The 18950-nt window shown below is 70.3% G+C and carries 15 protein-coding genes; 11 read left to right on the top strand and 4 right to left on the bottom strand.

What is annotated here, in order from left to right:
* Positions 1-8 precede the first annotated feature (8 nt).
* From tesB to N4G66_RS09505, 3 genes are all read right to left on the bottom strand, one after another.
* Complete coding sequence (tesB, locus tag N4G66_RS09495) at positions 9-881, bottom strand: acyl-CoA thioesterase II (RefSeq protein ID WP_261703561.1); 873 nt, start codon at positions 879-881, stop codon at positions 9-11.
* A 34-nt stretch (positions 882-915) separates the two neighbouring features.
* Entirely contained in the window at positions 916-2073 is a 1158-nt protein-coding gene (locus tag N4G66_RS09500) for an acyl-CoA dehydrogenase family protein (protein WP_261703562.1), read from the bottom strand.
* A 108-nt stretch (positions 2074-2181) separates the two neighbouring features.
* Positions 2182-2841: an SACE_7040 family transcriptional regulator gene (locus N4G66_RS09505; protein ID WP_261703563.1), complete on the bottom strand. Its 660-nt coding sequence runs from the start codon at positions 2839-2841 to the stop codon at positions 2182-2184.
* A 97-nt stretch (positions 2842-2938) separates the two neighbouring features.
* On the opposite strand from N4G66_RS09505, the gene N4G66_RS09510 reads away from it, so the two are divergent.
* From N4G66_RS09510 to N4G66_RS09555, 10 genes are all read left to right on the top strand, one after another.
* Positions 2939-4555 (top strand): carboxyl transferase domain-containing protein, encoded by a 1617-nt coding sequence (locus N4G66_RS09510; RefSeq protein ID WP_261703564.1) that lies wholly within the window; start codon positions 2939-2941, stop codon positions 4553-4555.
* 12 nt (positions 4556-4567) lie between these two features.
* Positions 4568-6502 (top strand): acetyl/propionyl/methylcrotonyl-CoA carboxylase subunit alpha, encoded by a 1935-nt coding sequence (locus tag N4G66_RS09515; protein WP_261703565.1) that lies wholly within the window; start codon positions 4568-4570, stop codon positions 6500-6502.
* Complete coding sequence (locus tag N4G66_RS09520; RefSeq protein ID WP_261703566.1) at positions 6499-7458, top strand: hydroxymethylglutaryl-CoA lyase; 960 nt, start codon at positions 6499-6501, stop codon at positions 7456-7458. Before N4G66_RS09515 ends, N4G66_RS09520 begins: the two co-directional genes overlap by 4 nt.
* 11 nt (positions 7459-7469) lie before the next feature.
* Entirely contained in the window at positions 7470-8630 is a 1161-nt protein-coding gene (locus tag N4G66_RS09525; RefSeq protein ID WP_261703674.1) for an acyl-CoA dehydrogenase family protein, read from the top strand.
* Positions 8631-9015: 385 nt separating this feature from the next.
* Positions 9016-10065: an ABC transporter substrate-binding protein gene (locus N4G66_RS09530; RefSeq protein ID WP_261703567.1), complete on the top strand. Its 1050-nt coding sequence runs from the start codon at positions 9016-9018 to the stop codon at positions 10063-10065.
* 53 nt (positions 10066-10118) lie between these two features.
* Entirely contained in the window at positions 10119-10985 is an 867-nt protein-coding gene (locus N4G66_RS09535) for a siderophore-interacting protein (RefSeq protein ID WP_261703568.1), read from the top strand.
* A 189-nt stretch (positions 10986-11174) separates the two neighbouring features.
* Positions 11175-12650: a lysine decarboxylase DesA gene (gene desA, locus N4G66_RS09540; protein ID WP_261703569.1), complete on the top strand. Its 1476-nt coding sequence runs from the start codon at positions 11175-11177 to the stop codon at positions 12648-12650.
* Complete coding sequence (locus tag N4G66_RS09545; RefSeq protein ID WP_261703570.1) at positions 12634-13911, top strand: lysine N(6)-hydroxylase/L-ornithine N(5)-oxygenase family protein; 1278 nt, start codon at positions 12634-12636, stop codon at positions 13909-13911. Before desA ends, N4G66_RS09545 begins: the two co-directional genes overlap by 17 nt.
* Entirely contained in the window at positions 13908-14453 is a 546-nt protein-coding gene (locus tag N4G66_RS09550) for a GNAT family N-acetyltransferase (protein WP_261703571.1), read from the top strand. The genes N4G66_RS09545 and N4G66_RS09550 overlap by 4 nt, the downstream gene beginning before the upstream one ends.
* Entirely contained in the window at positions 14450-16222 is a 1773-nt protein-coding gene (locus tag N4G66_RS09555; RefSeq protein WP_261703572.1) for an IucA/IucC family protein, read from the top strand. Before N4G66_RS09550 ends, N4G66_RS09555 begins: the two co-directional genes overlap by 4 nt.
* An 88-nt stretch (positions 16223-16310) precedes the next feature.
* Here the strand turns inward: N4G66_RS09555 and N4G66_RS09560 are convergent, their stop codons facing one another.
* Positions 16311-17894, bottom strand: a complete 1584-nt coding sequence (locus N4G66_RS09560; RefSeq protein ID WP_261703573.1) for a beta-N-acetylhexosaminidase — start codon at positions 17892-17894, stop codon at positions 16311-16313.
* Between the two features lie 118 nt (positions 17895-18012).
* Between N4G66_RS09560 and N4G66_RS09565 the strand changes: the two genes are divergently transcribed.
* Positions 18013-18894: a DUF4429 domain-containing protein gene (locus N4G66_RS09565; protein ID WP_261703574.1), complete on the top strand. Its 882-nt coding sequence runs from the start codon at positions 18013-18015 to the stop codon at positions 18892-18894.
* Positions 18895-18950: the final 56 nt, after the last annotated feature.

Consider the following 18950-nt stretch of genomic DNA (forward strand, 5'->3'; position numbering starts at 1 on the left):
ACACGTCGCTATCGCGGGACGCGGACCACGCCTTCCTGGATCACCGAGATGGCCAGCCGGCCGTCCTGGGTGTAGATCCGGGCCTGGCCGAGGCCGCGGCCGCCGGATGCCGACGGTGACTCCTGGTCGTACAGCAGCCATTCGTCGGCGCGGAACGGGCGGTGGAACCACATCGCGTGGTCCAGCGAGGCGCCGACGACATCGCCGGTCACCCAGCCGCCGCGCCCGTGGGCGAGCAGGATGGAGTCGAGGAGCGTCATGTCCGAGACGTACGTCGCGAGGACGACGTGCAGCAGCGGGTCGTCGGCGAGCTTGCCGTTGGTGCGGAACCACACCTGGGAGCGCGGCTCGCGGGCCTCGCCGACGGTGGCGTACGGCGGCGCGTCGACATAGCGCAGATCGACGGACTCCCGGGCCTCCAGGATGCGCTCCACGACCTCGGCGTCGGTGAAGACGTCGGCGTACAGGGGAAGCAGTTCGGCGGCCGTGGGCAGCGTCTCCGGGTCGGGCGCGGGCGGCATCGGCGCCTGGTGCTCCATGCCCTCCTCGTACGCCTGGAAGGACGCGGAGAGATGGAAGATCGGCTGTCCGTGCTGGACCGCGACCACCCTGCGGGTGGTGAAGGAGCGGCCGTCGCGGATGCGGTCCACCGAGTACACGATGGGCGCCCCGGGGTCACCGATCCGCAGGAAGTACGCGTGCAGGGAGTGGGCGAGCCGGTCCTCGGGGACCGTGCGCCCGGCGGCCACGAGGGCCTGCGCAGCCACCTGTCCGCCGAAGACCCGAGGGACGACGGCGGACCGGGAACGGCCGCGGAAGATGTCCTCCTCGATCCGCTCGAGATCGAGGAGATCGAGGAGGGACTGAAGTGCCTCGTTCATAAGGCAGTTGTACCGCGCAGTCTTTTCTCGGACCTTACAGGCCCATGTCCTTGGCGATGATCGTCTTCATGATCTCGCTGGTCCCGCCGTAGATGCGGTTGACACGGTTGTCCGCGTACAGGCGGGCGATCGGGTACTCGTTCATGAAGCCGTAGCCGCCGTGCAGCTGGAGGCAGCGGTCGATGACGCGGTGCGCGACCTCGGTGCAGAACAGCTTGGCGCTGGCGGCCTCGGCCGGGGTCAGCTCACCGGCGTCGAGGGCCTCCAGGGCGCGGTCGGCGACGGCCTCGGCCGCGTCCACCTCGGCCTGGCAGGCGGCCAGCTCGAACTTGGTGTTCTGGAAGGAGGCGACGGTCTTGCCGAAGACGGTCCGCTCCTGGACGTACTCCTTGGCGAACCGGACGGCGGCCTTGGCCTGCGCGTAGGCGCCGAAGGCGATGCCCCAGCGCTCGGAGGCGAGGTTGTGGCCGAGGTAGTAGAAGCCCTTGTTCTCCTCGCCGAGCAGGTCCTCGACGGGCACCTTCACGTCGACGAACGCCAGCTCGGCGGTGTCGGAGGTCTTCAGGCCCAGCTTGTCCAGCTTGCGGCCGATGGAGTAGCCCTCGGACTTGGTGTCCACGGCGAAGAGGGAGATGCCGTGGCGGCGGTCCTCGGCGGTGGGCGCGGAGGTGCGGGCGCAGACGATCACGCGGTCGGCGTGGACGCCACCGGTGATGAAGGTCTTGGAGCCGTTGAGGACGTAGTGCGTGCCGTCCTCGGAGAGCTTGGCGGTGGTCTTCATGCCCGCGAGGTCGGAGCCGGTGCCCGGCTCGGTCATCGCGAGGGCCCACATCTCCTCGGCGCTGACGAACTTCGGCAGGAAGCGCTTCTTCTGCTCGTCGGTGGCGAGCGACTTGATGTAGGGCAGGCCCAGCAGCACGTGCACACCGGAGCCGCCGAACTGGACACCGGCGCGCGAGGTCTCCTCGTACATCACGGCTTCGAACTTGTACGAGTCGATGCCGGCGCCGCCGAACTCCTCGTCCACGCGGATGCCGAAGACGCCGAGCTCGGCGAGCTTGTAGTAGAAGTCGCGCGGCGCCTGGCCGGCGGCGAACCACTCGTCGTAGACCGGGACGACCTCGGCCTCGATGAAGGCGCGCAGGGTCTCCCGGAACGCCTCGTGGTCCTCGTTGAACACAGTACGGCGCACCGCCGCCACCTCCGCCTGGATACCTGGGTCATTTCTAAGCGCTTGCTCAGATACGAGGTTACCCGTCGGTCACGAGCGCCGTCCAGAGGTCAACCCCCGAGACGCTCGTCACGCCCCGGGAGCCACGGGAGCCTCGGAGGTCACTGCTGCCACCCCGGGGGCCACGGGCGTCCCGGGGGCCACGGCAGCCGCTCCGAAGGCCCCCCGTGCCATCCGGTGCAGCAGCTCCGCCGTCCCCGTGCGCCCCGGGAGCGCGCCCGGGCGCCCCAGGTGCGGGGTCGAGTTCAGCAGGCCGAAGACCGAGTGCACGGCCGAACGGGCGGCGGGTTCGGTCAGTTCCGGGTACACCTCGCGGACCACCTCCACCCACAGCTCGACGTACTGGCGCTGGAGCTGCCGCACGAGCTTGCGGTCGCTGTCCCGCAGGCGGTCCAGCTCGCGGTCGTGCAGGGTGATCAGGGGGCGGTCGTCGAGCGCGAAGTCGATGTGCCCCTCGATGAGCGAGTCGAGGAGCGCCTCCGCGCTCCCGTCGGCCTCCGCCACCCGGCGCTTGCCGCCCGTGAGCAGCTGCCCGCTGATCCCCACCAGCAGCTCGGCGAGCATCGCGTCCTTGCCGGCGAAGTGCCGGTAGAGACCGGGGCCGCTGATGCCGACCGCCGCTCCTATCTCATCCACTCCCACGCCGTGGAAACCGCGCTCGGCGAAGAGCCGGGCCGCTTCCCTGAGGATCTGCTCGCGCCGGGTGGGGGCGTCGGTTCTGGTGGCCATGAAAACAATTCTAGACACGGGGGTTAGCGGTCGTTAACCTGAAGGAGTTGCGTTAACGCTCATTAACTGGTCGACCACCTGGTGAGGGGACCGCAGGATGCAAGAGGCACCGGAGCTGACGAGCGCGGCAGACCCCGCGTCGGAGGCCTGGAGGGCCAACGAGGCGGCACACCGCGCGCTGGGCGAGGAGCTGCGCCTCAAGCTGGCCGCGGCGCGGCTCGGCGGCGGCGAGAAGGCGCGCGCCCGGCACACCGCGCGCGGAAAACTGCTGCCCCGCGACCGTGTGGACACCCTCCTCGACCCCGGCTCACCGTTCCTGGAGCTGGCGCCGCTCGCCGCGGACGGGATGTACGACGGAGCGGCCCCGGCCGCCGGCGTCATCGCCGGGATCGGCCGGGTCAGCGGGCGCGAGTGCGTGATCGTCGCCAATGACGCCACCGTCAAGGGCGGCACGTACTACCCGATGACCGTGAAGAAGCACCTGCGCGCCCAGGAGGTCGCGCTGGAGAACCGCCTGCCCTGCGTCTATCTCGTCGACTCCGGAGGCGCCTTCCTGCCCATGCAGGACGAGGTGTTCCCCGACCGCGACCACTTCGGGCGGATCTTCTACAACCAGGCGCGGATGTCCGGCGCCGGCATCCCGCAGATCGCGGCCGTCCTCGGCTCCTGCACGGCGGGCGGCGCCTATGTGCCGGCGATGAGCGACGAGGCCGTGATCGTGCGCGGCCAGGGCACGATCTTCCTCGGCGGGCCACCGCTGGTGAAGGCCGCCACCGGCGAGGTCGTCACGGCCGAGGAGCTGGGCGGCGGCGAGGTGCACGCACGCGTGTCGGGCGTCACCGACCATCTCGCGGAGGACGACGCGCACGCGCTGCGGATCGTCCGGAACATCGCGGCCACCCTGCCCGCGCGCGGGGCGCTCCCCTGGTCCGTGGAGCCGTCGGCCGAGCCCAAGGTCGACCCGTACGGGCTGTACGGCGCGGTGCCGGTCGACTCCCGCACCCCCTATGACGTGCGCGAGGTCATCGCACGCGTGGTCGACGGTTCACGCTTCGCCGAGTTCAAGGCGGAGTTCGGGCAGACCCTGGTCACCGGCTTCGCGCGGATCCACGGCCACCCGGTCGGGATCGTCGCCAACAACGGCATCCTGTTCTCCGAGTCGGCCCAGAAGGGCGCCCACTTCATCGAGCTGTGCGACCAGCGCGGCATCCCGCTGGTGTTCCTGCAGAACATCTCCGGGTTCATGGTGGGGCGCCAGTACGAGGCCGGCGGCATCGCCAAGCACGGCGCGAAGATGGTGACGGCCGTCGCCTGCACCCGCGTGCCGAAGCTGACCGTCGTGATCGGCGGTTCGTACGGCGCGGGCAACTACTCGATGTGCGGCCGGGCGTACTCGCCGCGCTTCCTGTGGATGTGGCCGGGCGCCAAGATCTCCGTGATGGGCGGCGAGCAGGCCTCCTCGGTCCTCGCGACCGTCAAGCGCGACCAGATCGAGGCGCGGGGCGAATCCTGGCCGGCCTCGGACGAAGAGGACTTCAAGGACCCGATCCGCCGGCAGTACGAGCGGCAGGGCAACGCCTACTACGCGACGGCCCGGCTCTGGGACGACGGCGTGATCGACCCGATGGAGACCCGGCAGGTCCTCGGACTCGCCCTGACCGCCTGCGCCAACGCGCCCCTGGGTGACCCCCAGTTCGGCGTCTTCCGGATGTGAGGGGACCCACCCATGTTTGACACGGTGCTTGTGGCCAACCGGGGCGAGATCGCCGTCCGCGTCATCCGTACCCTGCGTGCGCTCGGCGTGCGCTCGGTGGCCGTCTTCTCGGACGCGGACGCGGACGCCCGGCACGTCCGGGAGGCCGACACGGCCGTACGGATCGGACCGGCGCCCGCGTCCGAGAGCTATCTGTCGGTGGAGCGGCTGCTGGAGGCTGCGGCCCGGACCGGCGCCCAGGCGGTGCACCCCGGGTACGGCTTCCTCGCCGAGAACGCCGCGTTCGCGCGGGCCTGCGCGGGGGCCGGACTGGTCTTCATCGGGCCGTCCCCCGAGGCGATCTCCCTGATGGGCGACAAGATCCGCGCCAAGGAGACGGTGAAGGCGGCCGGGGTCCCGGTCGTGCCCGGCTCCTCGGGCAGCGGTCTGACGGACGCGGAGCTGATCGCGGCGGCCCGCGAGATCGGCGTGCCGGTGCTGCTGAAGCCGAGCGCGGGCGGCGGCGGCAAGGGCATGCGCCTGGTGCGCGACACCGCGGTCCTGGCCGACGAGATCGCCGCCGCCCGGCGCGAGGCGCGGGCCTCCTTCGGCGACGACACGCTTCTCGTCGAGCGCTGGGTCGACCGGCCCCGGCACATCGAGATCCAGGTCCTGGCGGACGGGCACGGCCACGTCATACACCTGGGCGAGCGCGAGTGCTCGCTCCAGCGCCGCCACCAGAAGATCATCGAGGAGGCGCCCAGCGTGCTCCTCGACCCCGCCACCCGGGCCGCGATGGGCGAGGCGGCCGTCCAGGCGGCCCGCTCCTGCGGCTACCGGGGCGCGGGCACGGTCGAGTTCATCGTCCCCGGCGGCGACCCGTCCTCGTACTACTTCATGGAGATGAACACCCGCCTCCAGGTGGAGCACCCGGTCACCGAGCTCGTCACGGGCCTCGACCTCGTCGAGTGGCAGCTGCGCGTCGCCGCCGGCGAGCGCCTGCCCTACGAGCAGCGGGACATCACCCTCACCGGGCACGCGGTGGAGGCCCGCATCTGCGCCGAGGACCCGGCGCGCGGCTTCCTCCCCTCCGGGGGCACCGTGCTCGCCCTGCACGAGCCGCAGGGCGACGGAGTGCGCACCGACTCGGGCCTCTCGGAGGGCACCGAGGTCGGCAGCCTCTACGACCCGATGCTCTCCAAGGTCATCGCGTACGGCCCCGACCGCGCGACGGCGCTGCGCAGACTCCGGGCCGCCCTCGCCGAGACGGTCACGCTCGGGGTGCAGACGAACGCGGGATTCCTGCGCCGTCTGCTGGCCCACCCGGACGTGGTGGCGGGCGACCTGGACACCGGTCTGGTCGAGCGGGAGGCGGCGGGGCTGGTCACCGCGGAGGTTCCGGAGGAGGTGTACGAGGCGGCGGCGGCCGTCCGGCTCGCCGAGCTGGCTCCGCCGGACGAGGGCTGGACCGACCCGTTCTCCGTGCCGAGCGGCTGGAGGCTCGGCGGCACCCCCCGACCGGTGGGCTTCTCCCTGCGGGTCCTCGACCCCGTGGAGTACACCCCGCGCGGCACCCACACGGTCACCGCCGGCCGGGTCGCGGTGACCCTCGACGGGGTGCGCCACACCTTCCACCGCGCCGCCGACTGGATCGGCCGCGACGGTGACGCCTGGCATGTGCGCGATCACGACCCGGTGGCCGCGTCGCTCACCGGCGCCGCGCACTCCGGTGCCGATTCGCTGACCGCCCCCATGCCGGGCACGGTGACCGTCGTGAAGGTCGCCGTCGGCGACGAAGTGAGCGCCGGGCAGAGCCTGTTGGTGGTCGAGGCGATGAAGATGGAGCACGTCATCTCCGCGCCGCACGCCGGGACCGTCAGCGAGCTGGACGTCAAACCGGGCACGGCGGTCGCCATGGATCAGGTACTGGCGGTCATCACCCCCGTGGAGGAGGCGGAGACGGCATGAGCACTTCCGAACTGGGCCTGCCGATGGCCGTACCGGCCCAGGACCTACCCGCCCGGGTGCGGATCTACGAGGTCGGCGCGCGTGACGGGCTGCAGAACGAGAAGGGGACCGTTCCGACCGAGGTCAAGGCGGAGTTCATCCGGCGCCTCGCGGACTCGGGGCTGGCCACGATCGAGGCCACCAGCTTCGTCCACCCCAAGTGGGTTCCCCAACTCGCCGACGCGGAGCAGCTGTTCCCGCAGGTGGCCGACCTGCCGGTGGCGCTTCCGGTGCTGGTCCCGAACGAACGCGGGCTGGAGCGGGCGCTGGTGCTCGGCGCCCGGCACGTGGCCGTCTTCGCCAGCGCGACGGAGTCCTTCGCCAAGGCCAACCTCAACCGGACGGTCGACGAGGCGCTCGCCATGTTCGAACCGGTGGTGAACCGCGCCAAGGCCGCGAACCTCACGGTCCGCGGCTACATCTCGATGTGCTTCGGCGACCCCTGGGAGGGTCCGGTGCCGGTCCATCAGGTCGTCCGCGTCAGCAAGGCGCTGATGGACATGGGCTGTGACGAGCTGAGCCTCGGCGACACCATCGGCGTGGCGACGCCGGGCCATGTGCAGGCCCTGCTCGCCGAACTGAACGAGGAGGGCGTGCCCACCAGCGCGCTCGGCGTGCACTTCCACGACACCTACGGCCAGGCGCTCTCCAACACCCTGGCCGCCCTCCAGCACGGCATCACCACCGTCGACGCCTCCGCGGGCGGCCTCGGCGGCTGCCCGTACGCGAAGTCCGCGACCGGCAACCTCGCCACCGAAGACCTCGTATGGATGCTCCAGGGCCTCGGTATCGACACCGGGGTCGACCTCGGCCGCCTCACCGCCACGAGCGTGTGGATGGCCGGACAACTGGGCCGACCCAGCCCTTCCCGCACCGTCAAAGCACTCGGTACAACGACTCAGTCCCACCAGGAGTGATCCGCATGTCCCTGGACCACCGCCTCTCCCCCGAACTCGAAGAACTCCGCCGTACGGTGGAGGAGTTCGCCCATGACGTCGTGGCGCCGAAGATCGGCGACTTCTACGAGCGGCACGAATTCCCGTACGAGATCGTCCGGGAGATGGGCCGCATGGGCCTGTTCGGGCTGCCGTTCCCGGAGGAGTACGGCGGCATGGGCGGCGACTACCTCGCCCTCGGCATCGCCCTGGAGGAGCTGGCCCGGGTCGACTCGTCCGTGGCCATCACCCTGGAGGCGGGCGTCTCGCTGGGCGCCATGCCGATCCATCTCTTCGGTACGGAGGAGCAGAAGCGGGAGTGGCTCCCCCGTCTGTGCTCCGGCGAGGTCCTGGGCGCCTTCGGCCTGACCGAGCCGGACGGCGGCTCGGACGCGGGCGCGACCCGTACGACGGCCCGCCTCGACCCCGAGACGAACGAGTGGGTCATCAACGGCAGCAAGTGCTTCATCACCAACTCCGGTACGGACATCACGGGCCTGGTCACGGTCACCGCCGTCACCGGCCGCAAGCCCGACGGCAAGCCGCTGATCTCGGCCATCATCGTCCCCTCCGGCACCCGGGGCTTCACGGTCGCGGCCCCGTACTCGAAGGTCGGCTGGAACGCCTCCGACACCCGTGAGCTGTCCTTCGCGGACGTGCGCGTCCCGGCGGCCAACCTGCTCGGCGAACAGGGCCGCGGCTACGCGCAGTTCCTGCGCATCCTGGACGAGGGCCGCATCGCCATCGCGGCGCTGGCCACGGGCCTCGCGCAGGGCTGTGTCGACGAGTCGGTCAAGTACGCCAAGGAGCGGCACGCGTTCGGGCGCCCGATCGGCGCCAACCAGGCGATCCAGTTCAAGATCGCCGACATGGAGATGAAGGCACACATGGCCCGCGTCGGCTGGCGCGACGCCGCGTCCCGTCTCGTGGCGGGGGAGCCCTTCAAGAAGGAGGCGGCGGTCGCCAAGCTGTACTCCTCCACGATCGCCGTCGACAACGCCCGTGACGCCACCCAGGTCCACGGCGGCTACGGCTTCATGAACGAGTACCCGGTCGCCCGTATGTGGCGCGACTCCAAGATCCTGGAGATCGGCGAGGGCACGAGCGAGGTCCAGCGGATGCTGATCGCCCGTGAGCTGGGGCTCACGGGCTGACCCTTCGCGCACCACCAGTACACCGCGGCCACCGCCGGGCACCCACCCGCCGGTGGCCGCGACGCGTTCGGCACCACCTGCGGGACTGCGGCTGGTCCGGGAGCCCCCGACGCCCGCACCGCGTTCACCACCTCTGCGGGACCGCACCGTGGTCGGCACGCCCGCGCGGCAGCCAACCGGGCCGAGACACAAGCGAGTTGAGCCCTCACGACACCCGGCCCCGGACCGGGAGCGGCGATGTCGTCGCGTCAGCGGCCGTACCCCACGGGCGGATCGCGGACCCGGCCGCGACACCCACCCCCTGGACAAGTACTGAGGTTAGGCTAACCTATCTTCGAACTCGTCCGGCGGGCGCTCCCGCCCCGTGCCGAAAGCAGCCACACTCATGCCCAACGCCCGCGCCACCCACCTCACCCGCCGCGGCATCCTCGCCGCGGGCGGCGCCCTCGGCCTCGGCGCCGTCCTCGCCGCCTGCGGGGACGACAACGCCTCGAAAAACGGTGGCTCGGACTCGACGAAGGCCGCCGAGAAGTCCGGCCCGTGGACGTTCAAGGACGACCGCGGCACGACGGTGAAGCTGGACAGGGCTCCGGCGAACATCGTCGCCTTCACCGGTGTCGCCGCCGCCCTGTTCGACTACGGCATCGAGGTCAAGGGCGTGTTCGGCCCGACGAAGACCAAGGACGGCAAGGCCGATGTCCAGGCCGGCGACATGGACATCAGCAAGCTGACGATCCTCGGCAACGAGTGGGGCCAGTTCAACATCGAGAAGTACGCGGGCCTCGCCCCCGACGTCCTGGTCTCGACGATGTTCGACACCGCGGGCACCCTCTGGTACGTCCCCGAGGAGTCCAAGGACAAGATCCTCAAGCTCGCCCCGAGCGTCGGAATCTCCGTCTACGACGTCCAGATGCCCCAGCCGCTGGAGCACATGCTCGCGCTGGCAGAGTCCCTCGGCGCCGACGTGAAGTCCGCGAAGATCGTCGAGGCGAAGAAGAAGTTCGAGACGGCCGCCGAACGGCTGCGCAAGGCCGCCAAGGCCCGCCCCGAGATCAAGGTGCTCGCCGGCAGCGCGAGCCAGGACATCTTCTACGTCTCCGGCTCCAACCTCTCCATCGACCTGGAGTACTTCAAGGCGCTCGGCGTGAACATCGTCGAGCCCTCCGCCAAGGCCCTGAAGGCCAGCGGCGGCTGGTTCGAGAACCTGAGCTGGGAGAACGTCGACAAGTACCCGGCCGACATCGTCATCATGGACGACCGCACCTCGACCATCCAGCCGGCCGACATCACCGAGGCCACCTGGAAGAAGCTGCCCGCCGTCAAGGCCGGCCAGGTCATCGCCCGGACGCCCGAGCCGATCCTGTCGTACGACAAGTGCACCCCGATCCTCGACAAGCTCGCCGAGGCCATCGAGAACGCGAAGAAGGTCGCCTGAGACCCCCTTCGCGACCCCGTCCGCGACCCCCTGACGCTGACTCAGGAGCACTCATGACGACGGCCGTAGCCGCCCCGTTCCGTTTCTTCTCCCTCCAGGTCGTACGGACGAGGCGGCTCGGTCCGTCGCTGCTCCGGGTGACCTTCACGGGGCCCGATCTGCAGGCGTTCCACTCCCATGGGCGCGACCAGTCCCTGTCCCTGTTCCTGCCGCACCCCGGCCAGAGCGAGCCGGCCGTTCCTATCGAACTCGGCGACGGATGGTGGCAGGGCTGGCGTGAACTGCCCGACGGCGTACGGGCGGTGATGCGCTCGTACACCCTGCGCGAACTGCGCCGCGGCCCCGACGAGATCGACATCGACTTCGCGCTGCACGGCCTGGAGCCGGGCGCGGTCGCCCCGGCGGGGCCCGCCTCACGCTGGGCGTCCGGCGCACGGGCCGGTGACCGCGTCGTCCTGCTCGGTCCCGCCGTCGAGGACAACCGGGCCATCCGCTTCCGGCCGCCCGCGGACACCGACCTCGTCGTCCTGTGGGGCGACGAGACGGCCGTCCCCGCCGTCTCCGCGATCCTCGAATCACTCCCGGCGGGACAGCGCGTCCGCGCCTGGCTGGAGGTTCACCACGCCGCCGACATCCAGGATCTGGCGACCTCGGCGGACGCCGAGATCACCTGGCTCGTACGGGACGAGCGCTCCGATGCGGACTCCCCGGGTCCCTCCATGGCTCTCGACGCCCTGCGGACCGCCCAACTCCCGCCCTCGCAGGCCCCGTACGCCTGGATCGCGGGCGAGTCCGGCCGCGTGAAGGAGCTGCGCCGCCATCTCGTGCGCGAGCGCGGCATCGACCGCGGGCGGGTCACCTTCGTGGGCTACTGGCGGCAGGGCCTGAACGAGGAGCAACTGCGGGAGCGCGGCGAGTAGTTCGCGGGCCCCGCAGGGTCTGCCGGAAGTCCGGAACGGTCCGGCGCCGGTCCCGGGGCGTGCGTCAAGAAGACCCAGGTGGGGCGGGGTCGCACGATCGACTTAGGTTAGGCTAACCTAAGTTGAACGTCGCGACTTCGCCCCTTCTCCTGTCCCGCTCGGACTCTCCCCCGCACGGAGGACCCCCACATGCGCTCGCACCTGCTCAATGACACCACCGCGGACCGGTACCGCCGCTCCGTGACCGAAGGCGTCGAGCGGGTGGCGGCCAGACTCGCCACCACCGACCGCCCGTTCACGGGTGTCACGGTCGACGACCTCGCTCCCCGCATCGAGCGGATCGACCTCGACAAGCCCCTGCACGACACCACGGCCGTCCTCGACGAGCTGGAAGAGGTCTACCTCCAGGACGCGATCTACTTCCACCACCCCCGCTACCTCGCCCACCTCAACTGCCCGGTCGTCATCCCGGCCGTGCTCGGCGAGGCTGTCCTCTCCGCCGTCAACTCCTCACTGGACACCTGGGACCAGTCGGCCGGCGGCACCCTCATCGAGCGCAAGCTCATCGACTGGACCAACGAGCGGATCGGCCTCGGCCCGGCCGCCGACGGTGTGTTCACCAGCGGCGGCAGCCAGTCCAACCTCCAGGCCCTGCTGCTGGCCCGCGAGGAGGCCAAGCCCGGCGGCGAAGGCTGGGAGGGTGAGGGAACGGGGGCCGACCTCGGCAAACTGCGGATCTTCGCCTCCGAGGTCAGCCACTTCAGCGTCAAGAAGTCGGCCAAACTCCTCGGACTCGGCGCCGACGCCGTCGTCTTGATCCCCGTCGACCACGACAAGCGCATGCAGACCGTCGCCCTCGCCCGCGAGCTGGAACGCTGCAGGCAGGACGGCCTCGTCCCGATGGCCGTCGTCGCCACCGCGGGCACCACCGACTTCGGCTCCATCGACCCGCTGCCCGAGATCGCGGAGCTCTGCTCCCAGTTCGGCGCCTGGATGCACGTGGACGCCGCCTACGGCTGCGGGCTGCTCGCCTCGCTGAAGAACCGGAACCGTATCGACGGCATCGAGCGGGCCGACTCCGTCACCGTCGACTACCACAAGTCCTTCTTCCAGCCCGTGAGTTCCTCGGCCGTGCTGGTCCGGGACGCCTCGACACTGCGCCATGCCACCTACCACGCGGAGTACCTCAACCCGCGCCGCATGGTCCAGGAGCGCATCCCCAACCAGGTCGACAAGTCCCTCCAGACCACCCGCCGCTTCGACGCGCTGAAGCTGTGGATGACGCTTCGCGTGATGGGCGCCGACGGCATCGGCGAACTCTTCGACGAGGTCTGCGCCCTGGCCGCGGAGGGCTGGGAACTGCTCGCCGCCGACCCGCGCTTCGACGTCGTCGTGCAGCCCTCGCTCTCCACCCTCGTCTACCGGTACATCCCGGCCGCCGTCACCGACCCCGCCGAGATCGACCGCGCCAACCTGTACGCCCGCAAAGCCCTGTTCGCCTCCGGCGACGCCGTCGTCGCGGGCACCAAGGTCGGCGGACGCCACTACCTGAAGTTCACGTTGCTCAACCCCGAGACCACGACGGACGACATCGCCGCCGTCCTCGATCTGATCGCCGGCCACGCCGAGCAGTACCTGGGAGAGTCCCTTGACCGCGCTTGCTGAATCCACGAACACGACCTACGACTTCGTGGGCATCGGGCTCGGGCCCTTCAATCTCGGCCTCGCCTGCCTGACCGAGCCGATCGCCGAACTGAACGGCGTGTTCCTGGAGTCGAAACCCCACTTCGAGTGGCACTCCGGCATGTTCCTGGAGGGCGCGCACCTCCAGACTCCCTTCATGTCGGACCTGGTCACCCTCGCCGACCCGACCTCCCCCTACTCCTTCCTCAACTACCTGAAGGAATCGGGCCGTCTCTACTCGTTCTACATCCGTGAGAACTTCTACCCGCTGCGGGTCGAGTACGACGACTACTGCCGCTGGGCAGCGGACAAGCTGAGCAGCGTCCGCTTCTCCACGACGGTCGCGGAGGTGACCTACGAGGACGAGGTGTACTCCGTACGGACCGAGGCCGGCGAGGTGTTCCGCGCCCGGCACCTGGTCCTCGGCACCGGCACCTCGCCCCACGTCCCGGACGCCTGCTCGGAACTCGGCGGCGACTTCATCCACAACTCCCGCTACACGCAGCACAAGCGGGAGCTCCAGGCCAAGGACTCGATCACCCTGGTCGGCAGCGGCCAGTCCGCCGCCGAGATCTTCTACGACCTGCTGAGCGAGATCGACGTCCACGGCTACCGGCTGAACTGGGTGACCCGCTCGCCGCGCTTCTTCCCCCTCGAATACACCAAGCTGACCCTGGAGATGACCTCCCCGGAGTACATCGACTACTTCCACGCGCTTCCCGAAGCGACCCGCTACCGCCTCCGGTCGGAACAGAAGGGCCTGTTCAAGGGCATCGACGGGGAACTGATCAACGAGATCTTCGACCTGCTCTACCAGAAGAACCTCGGCGGCCCGGTTCCCGCCCGGCTCCTCACCAACTCCTCGCTCGAAAGCGCGCGTTACGACGAGGGCACGTACACGCTCGGCCTCCGCCAGCAGGAACAGGGCAAGGACTACGAGCTGAGCTCGGCGGGCCTGATCCTGGCCACGGGCTACCGCTACGCCGAGCCCGCGTTCCTCGCACCGGTCCGCGACCGGCTCCGCTACGACAGCCGGGGCAACTTCGACGTGGCCCGCAACTACGCCATCGACACCACGGGGAGCGGGATCTTCCTGCAGAACGCGGGCGTCCACACCCACTCGATCACCTCACCGGACCTCGGCATGGGCCCGTACCGCAACGCGTCCATCATCCGTGAGCTGCTCGGCACCGAGTACTACCCGGTCGAGAAGACCATCGCGTTCCAGGAGTTCGCCATATGACCACCGCCACCGCCATCGGCACCTTCACGGTCCGCCCCCTCGACCCCGTCGAGGACGCCCCACTGCTGCACGGGTGGGTGACCCACCCCAAGTCCGCCTTCTGGATGATGCAGGAGGCGAGACTGCACGACGTGGAGCGCGAGTACATGGCCATCGCGGCGAGCGAGCACCACGACGCGTTCATCGGACTGCTGGACGGCGAGCCCGTCTTCCTGATGGAGCGCTACGACCCCGGGTACGTCGAACTCGTCGGGCTGTACGAGCCGGAGCCGGGCGATGTCGGCATGCACTTCCTGGTCGCGCCGAGCGACACGCCCGTGCACGGCTTCACCCGGGCCGTGATCACCGCGGTGATGGAGACCCTGTTCGCCGACCCGGCGACCCGCCGGGTCGTCGTCGAGCCCGACGTGGGCAACACGGCCGTGCACGCCCTCAACGAGGCCGTCGGCTTCGTGCCCGAGCGGGAGATCCAGAAGCCGGAGAAGAAGGCGCTGTTGAGCTTCTGCACCCGGGAGCAGTTCACGAAGGCGGTGGCGGCATGAGCCACGCCGAGAGCGTCGCCCACCTCTCCCCCGAGCGCTGGGCCCTCGCCAACCGCCTCCTCGTGCGCAAGGCGCTCGCCGAGTTCGCCCACGAGCGGCTGATCACCCCGCAGAGCCTGCCGGACGGCCGGTACGAGGTCCGCGGCGACGACGGGCTGACGAGCTACCGCTTCACCGCCGTGCTGCGCTCCCTCGACCACTGGCAGGTGGACGCCGAGTCGATCACCCGGCACCGCGACGGCAGCGAACTCCCGCTGTCCGCACTGGACTTCTTCATCGAGCTGAAGGAGGCGCTGGGGCTGAGCGACGAGGTTCTGCCCGTCTACCTGGAGGAGATCTCCTCCACCCTCTCGGGCACCTGCTTCAAACTCACCAAGCCGCGGATCCCGGTCCGTGAACTGGCCGGCGCCGGTTTCCAGGCCATCGAGACCGGCATGACCGAAGGGCACCCCTGCTTCGTCGCCAACAACGGGCGGCTGGGCTTCGGGGTGCACGAGTACCTGGCCTACGCGCCCGAGACCGCGAGCCCGGTCCGGCTGGTGTGGCTGGCCGCGCACCGCTCGCGGGCCGCGTTCACGGCGGGAGTCGGCATCGAGTACGAGTCCTTCGTGCGCGAGGAACTGGGCGCGGAGACCGTCGAGCGGTTCGCCCGGACGCTGACCGGCCAGGGACTCGACCCGGAGGACTACCTGCTCATACCCGTGCACCCCTGGCAGTGGTGGAACAAACTGTCGGTGACGTTCGCCGCCGAGGTCGCCGAGCGGCGCCTGGTCTGTCTCGGCGAGGGCGACGACGAGTACCTGGCCCAGCAGTCCATCCGGACGTTCTTCAACACGACCAGCCCCGAGAAGCACTATGTGAAGACGGCGCTGAGCGTGCTGAACATGGGCTTCATGCGGGGCCTGTCCGCCGCCTACATGGAGGCGACCCCGGCCATCAACGACTGGCTGGCCCAGCTCGTCGAGAACGACCCGGTGCTGAAGTCGACGGGTCTGTCGATCATCCGTGAGCGGGCGGCCGTCGGCTACCGGCACCTGGAGTACGAGGCGGCCACCGACCGGTACTCCCCGTACCGCAAGATGCTCGCCGCGCTGTGGCGCGAGAGCCCGGTCCCCTCGCTCCAGGAGGGCGAGAGCCTGGCGACGATGGCGTCCCTCGTCCATGTCGACCACGAGGGCGCCTCGTTCGCGGGTGCGCTGATCGAGCGGTCGGGCCTGACGCCGGTGGAGTGGTTGCGCCGCTATCTCCGCGCCTACCTCACCCCGCTCCTGCACAGCTTCTACGCGTACGACCTGGTCTACATGCCGCACGGCGAGAACGTCATCCTGGTCCTGAAGGACGGGGTCGTGCGGCGGGCGGTCTACAAGGACATCGCCGAGGAGATCGCGGTCATGGACCCGCAGGCGGTGCTGCCGCCGCCGGTGGAGCGGATCCGGGTCGAAGTCCCCGAGGACACGAAGCTGTTGTCCATCTTCACGGACGTCTTCGACTGCTTCTTCCGCTTCCTGGCAGCCCAGTTGGCGGACGAGGGCGTCCTCGGCGAGGAGGACTTCTGGCGTACGGTCGCCGAGTCGGTGCGCGCGTACCAGGAGTCGACGCCCGAACTCGACGACAAGTTCCGGCAGTTCGACCTGTTCGCGCCCGAGTTCGCGCTGTCCTGCCTCAACCGGCTCCAGCTGCGCGACAACCGGCAGATGGTCGACCTGGCGGACCCGTCGGGCGCGCTGCAACTGGTCGGCACCCTGAAGAACCCCATCGCCGGGTTCTGAGCACCGGGCTCCTGGCGCGTTCCAGGAGCCCCTGCGTACGGGCGGGCGCCCCGGAGACGGTCCTCCGGGGCGCCCGTCGGCCTGCCCGCTAGCGGGCAGGCCAGGGGACCTGCGGCGAGCGGTAGTAGCCGATGCCGAGGGCGTCCCAGCGCGGCCCCTGGGCGGCCAGCCGCACCTTGTAGGTGTCCCAGTCGTGCGTCGACGCGGGCGACCAGCCGAGTTCGGCGGCCCCCGGCAGCCTCGGGAAGGCCATGACGTCGATGTCGGCGGAGGTCACGATCGTCTCGGTCCACAGCGGCGCCTCGACGCCCTTGACGGCCGAGGCGGGCACGCCGGGAAGGTAGCCGCCCGGGTCCCAGTCGTACGCCCGCCGGACCTCCACCAGACCGGCCCAGTCCTGGCCGAGCGGGGTGTCGGCGGTGTACTTCATGTCGAGGTAGAGCCGGTCCGCGGGCGACAGCACGAGCCCGGTCCCGTTCTGGGCGGCCCGGGCGACCTGCGCCTTCTCCTCGGCGCCGGTGTCGTCGAGCCCCCAGTACTGCGCGATGGCGCCCTTCGCCGGGGTGGCCCCGGTGAGCTGGTGCCAGCCGATCACCTTCTTGCCGTACTTGGCGACCAGGGGCTGCACCTTGTCCATGAAGGTCACGTAGTCGGCGTGGCTGGTGGAGTGCGCCTCGTCACCGCCGATGTGGAGGTACCCGCCGGGGGTGATCGCGGCCAGTTCGCGGATCACGTCGTCCACGAAGTCGTATGTCAGCGGCTTGTTCACGCACAACGAGGAGAAACCGACGTCCGTGCCGGTGTAGAGCGGCGGCGCGACGCCGTCGCAGTTCAGTTCGGCGTACGAGGCGAGGGCGGCGTTGGTGTGTCCGGGCATGTCGATCTCCGGGACGACCTCCAGATAGCGCGAGGAGGCGTACCGGACGATCTCGCGGTAGTCGGCCTTGGTGTAGAAGCCGCCTTGTCCGCCACCGACCTGGGTGGAGCCGCCGTGGGCCGCCAGCCGCGGCCAGGAGTCGACGGCGATGCGCCAGCCCTGGTCGTCGCTCAGGTGCAGATGCAGCTTGTTGACCTTGTAGAGCGCCAGTTCGTCGATGTAGTGCTTGACCTGGGCGACGGTGAAGAAGTGCCGGGAGACGTCGAGCATCGCGCCGCGGTAGGCGTAGCGCGGGGTGTCCTCGATGGTGCCACCGGCGATCAGCCAGGGTCCGCGCTGGACGGAGTCCTTCTCGACGGCTGCGGGGAGCAGCTGACGCAGGGTCTGCACGCCGTGGAAGAGGCCCGCGGGCCGTCCGGCCGTGATCGTGACGCCCGACCTGCCGCTGTCGAGGCGGTAACCCTCGGCGCCCAGTCCCTTGCCGCCGAGCCGGAGCCGGATCGCTCCCGCGCCGTGCGAGGTGACCGGCAGCCGGTAGCCGGTGGAGGGCCGCAGGATGTCCGCGAGGTAGTCGCCGACCGTGCGGGCCTCGCGCGAGTCGTCGACACGGATGCGGGTGTCGCCGGTGATGCGGTACGGGGATCCGCCCGGCTCGACGGAGGCGGGGGCCGGGACGACGCGGACCGGCGGAGCGGCGGCCTCGGTGTGCGGTGCCGCGCCGACGAGGGAGATACCGGCCGCCGCCACGAGCAGCAGCGTACCGAGAAGGCGGGGCGTTCTGTGGTGCTGTCTCACATGCGCTCCCTTCGGTGCCCGGCGAAGGCCCTCGGCCCGTCCTCGGCCGCGCCCTTCACCGTGCCCTTCGAATTGGTCGAGACCACTCTCCCGCAGACGCGGTGGAACAATCCCCGTCATGGCGGAAATCATCCAGCGGGACGGCACGTGGATCTTCGACGGGGACGCTCTGCGGCTGACCCCCGGGCGGGACAAGAACGTCAGCCTGCTGCGCAGGACGCTGGGTGAACTCACCGTGCCGCTCGACGCGTTGGCGGGTGTCTCGCTGGAGCAGGGCAGGAAGGCCGGGCGGCTCAGGCTCCGGCTGCGCGACGGCGCGGACCCGCTGCTCCAGGCGACCGGCGGCAAGCTCGCGGAGCCGAACGACCCGTACCAGCTCACGGTGGAGGCCGACCGTTTCGGCGTCGCCGAGTACTTCGTGGACGAGGTCCGGGGCGCGCTGCTCCTCGACCGGGTTCCGTCCGATCCGGTCGACGGCTATCTGCTGCCCGGTCCGCCGGTGCCGCTGTCCGCCTCCGCCGGTGACGGCACGGCGAGCTTCGACGGCGAACGCGTACGCCTGGAGTGGAACTGGAAGACGGAGGACGCGAAGTCCGCGTCGGGCGCCCGGACCCTCGCCCTCGGCAACATCACGGCCGTCGAGTGGCGTCCGGCGGCCGGGCTGGAGAACGGCTGTCTGCGCTTCACCGTGCGCGGCGCCGACACCAAGGCGCCGCCGAAGTACGACCCCAACTCCGTGGAGCTGTGGGGCTTCAAGAAGGACCCGCTGATGGCGCTGGTCGCGGCGGCGGTGCAGGCGAGGCTGCCGCATCCGGCGGCGCCCGTGGAGGACCGGCTCGCGGAGCAGCCGGTCCTGGAGGCTGCCCCCGAGCCCGGACCCGAGGCCGACCACGACGCCCTCCTGCGCAGGCTGCGCGAACTCGGCGAGCTGCACCGGGAAGGCGTCCTGACGGACGAGGAGTTCACCCTGGCCAAGCAGGCGGTCCTCAAGCGCCTGTAGGAACGGGCATTCGAGGACCGCCGCTCGCGGGAACCGGCCGCCGGCCAGGGAAGCGG

The sequence above is a fragment of the Streptomyces rhizosphaerihabitans genome, from assembly GCF_025399795.1.
Lineage (GTDB): Bacteria > Actinomycetota > Actinomycetes > Streptomycetales > Streptomycetaceae > Streptomyces > Streptomyces rhizosphaerihabitans.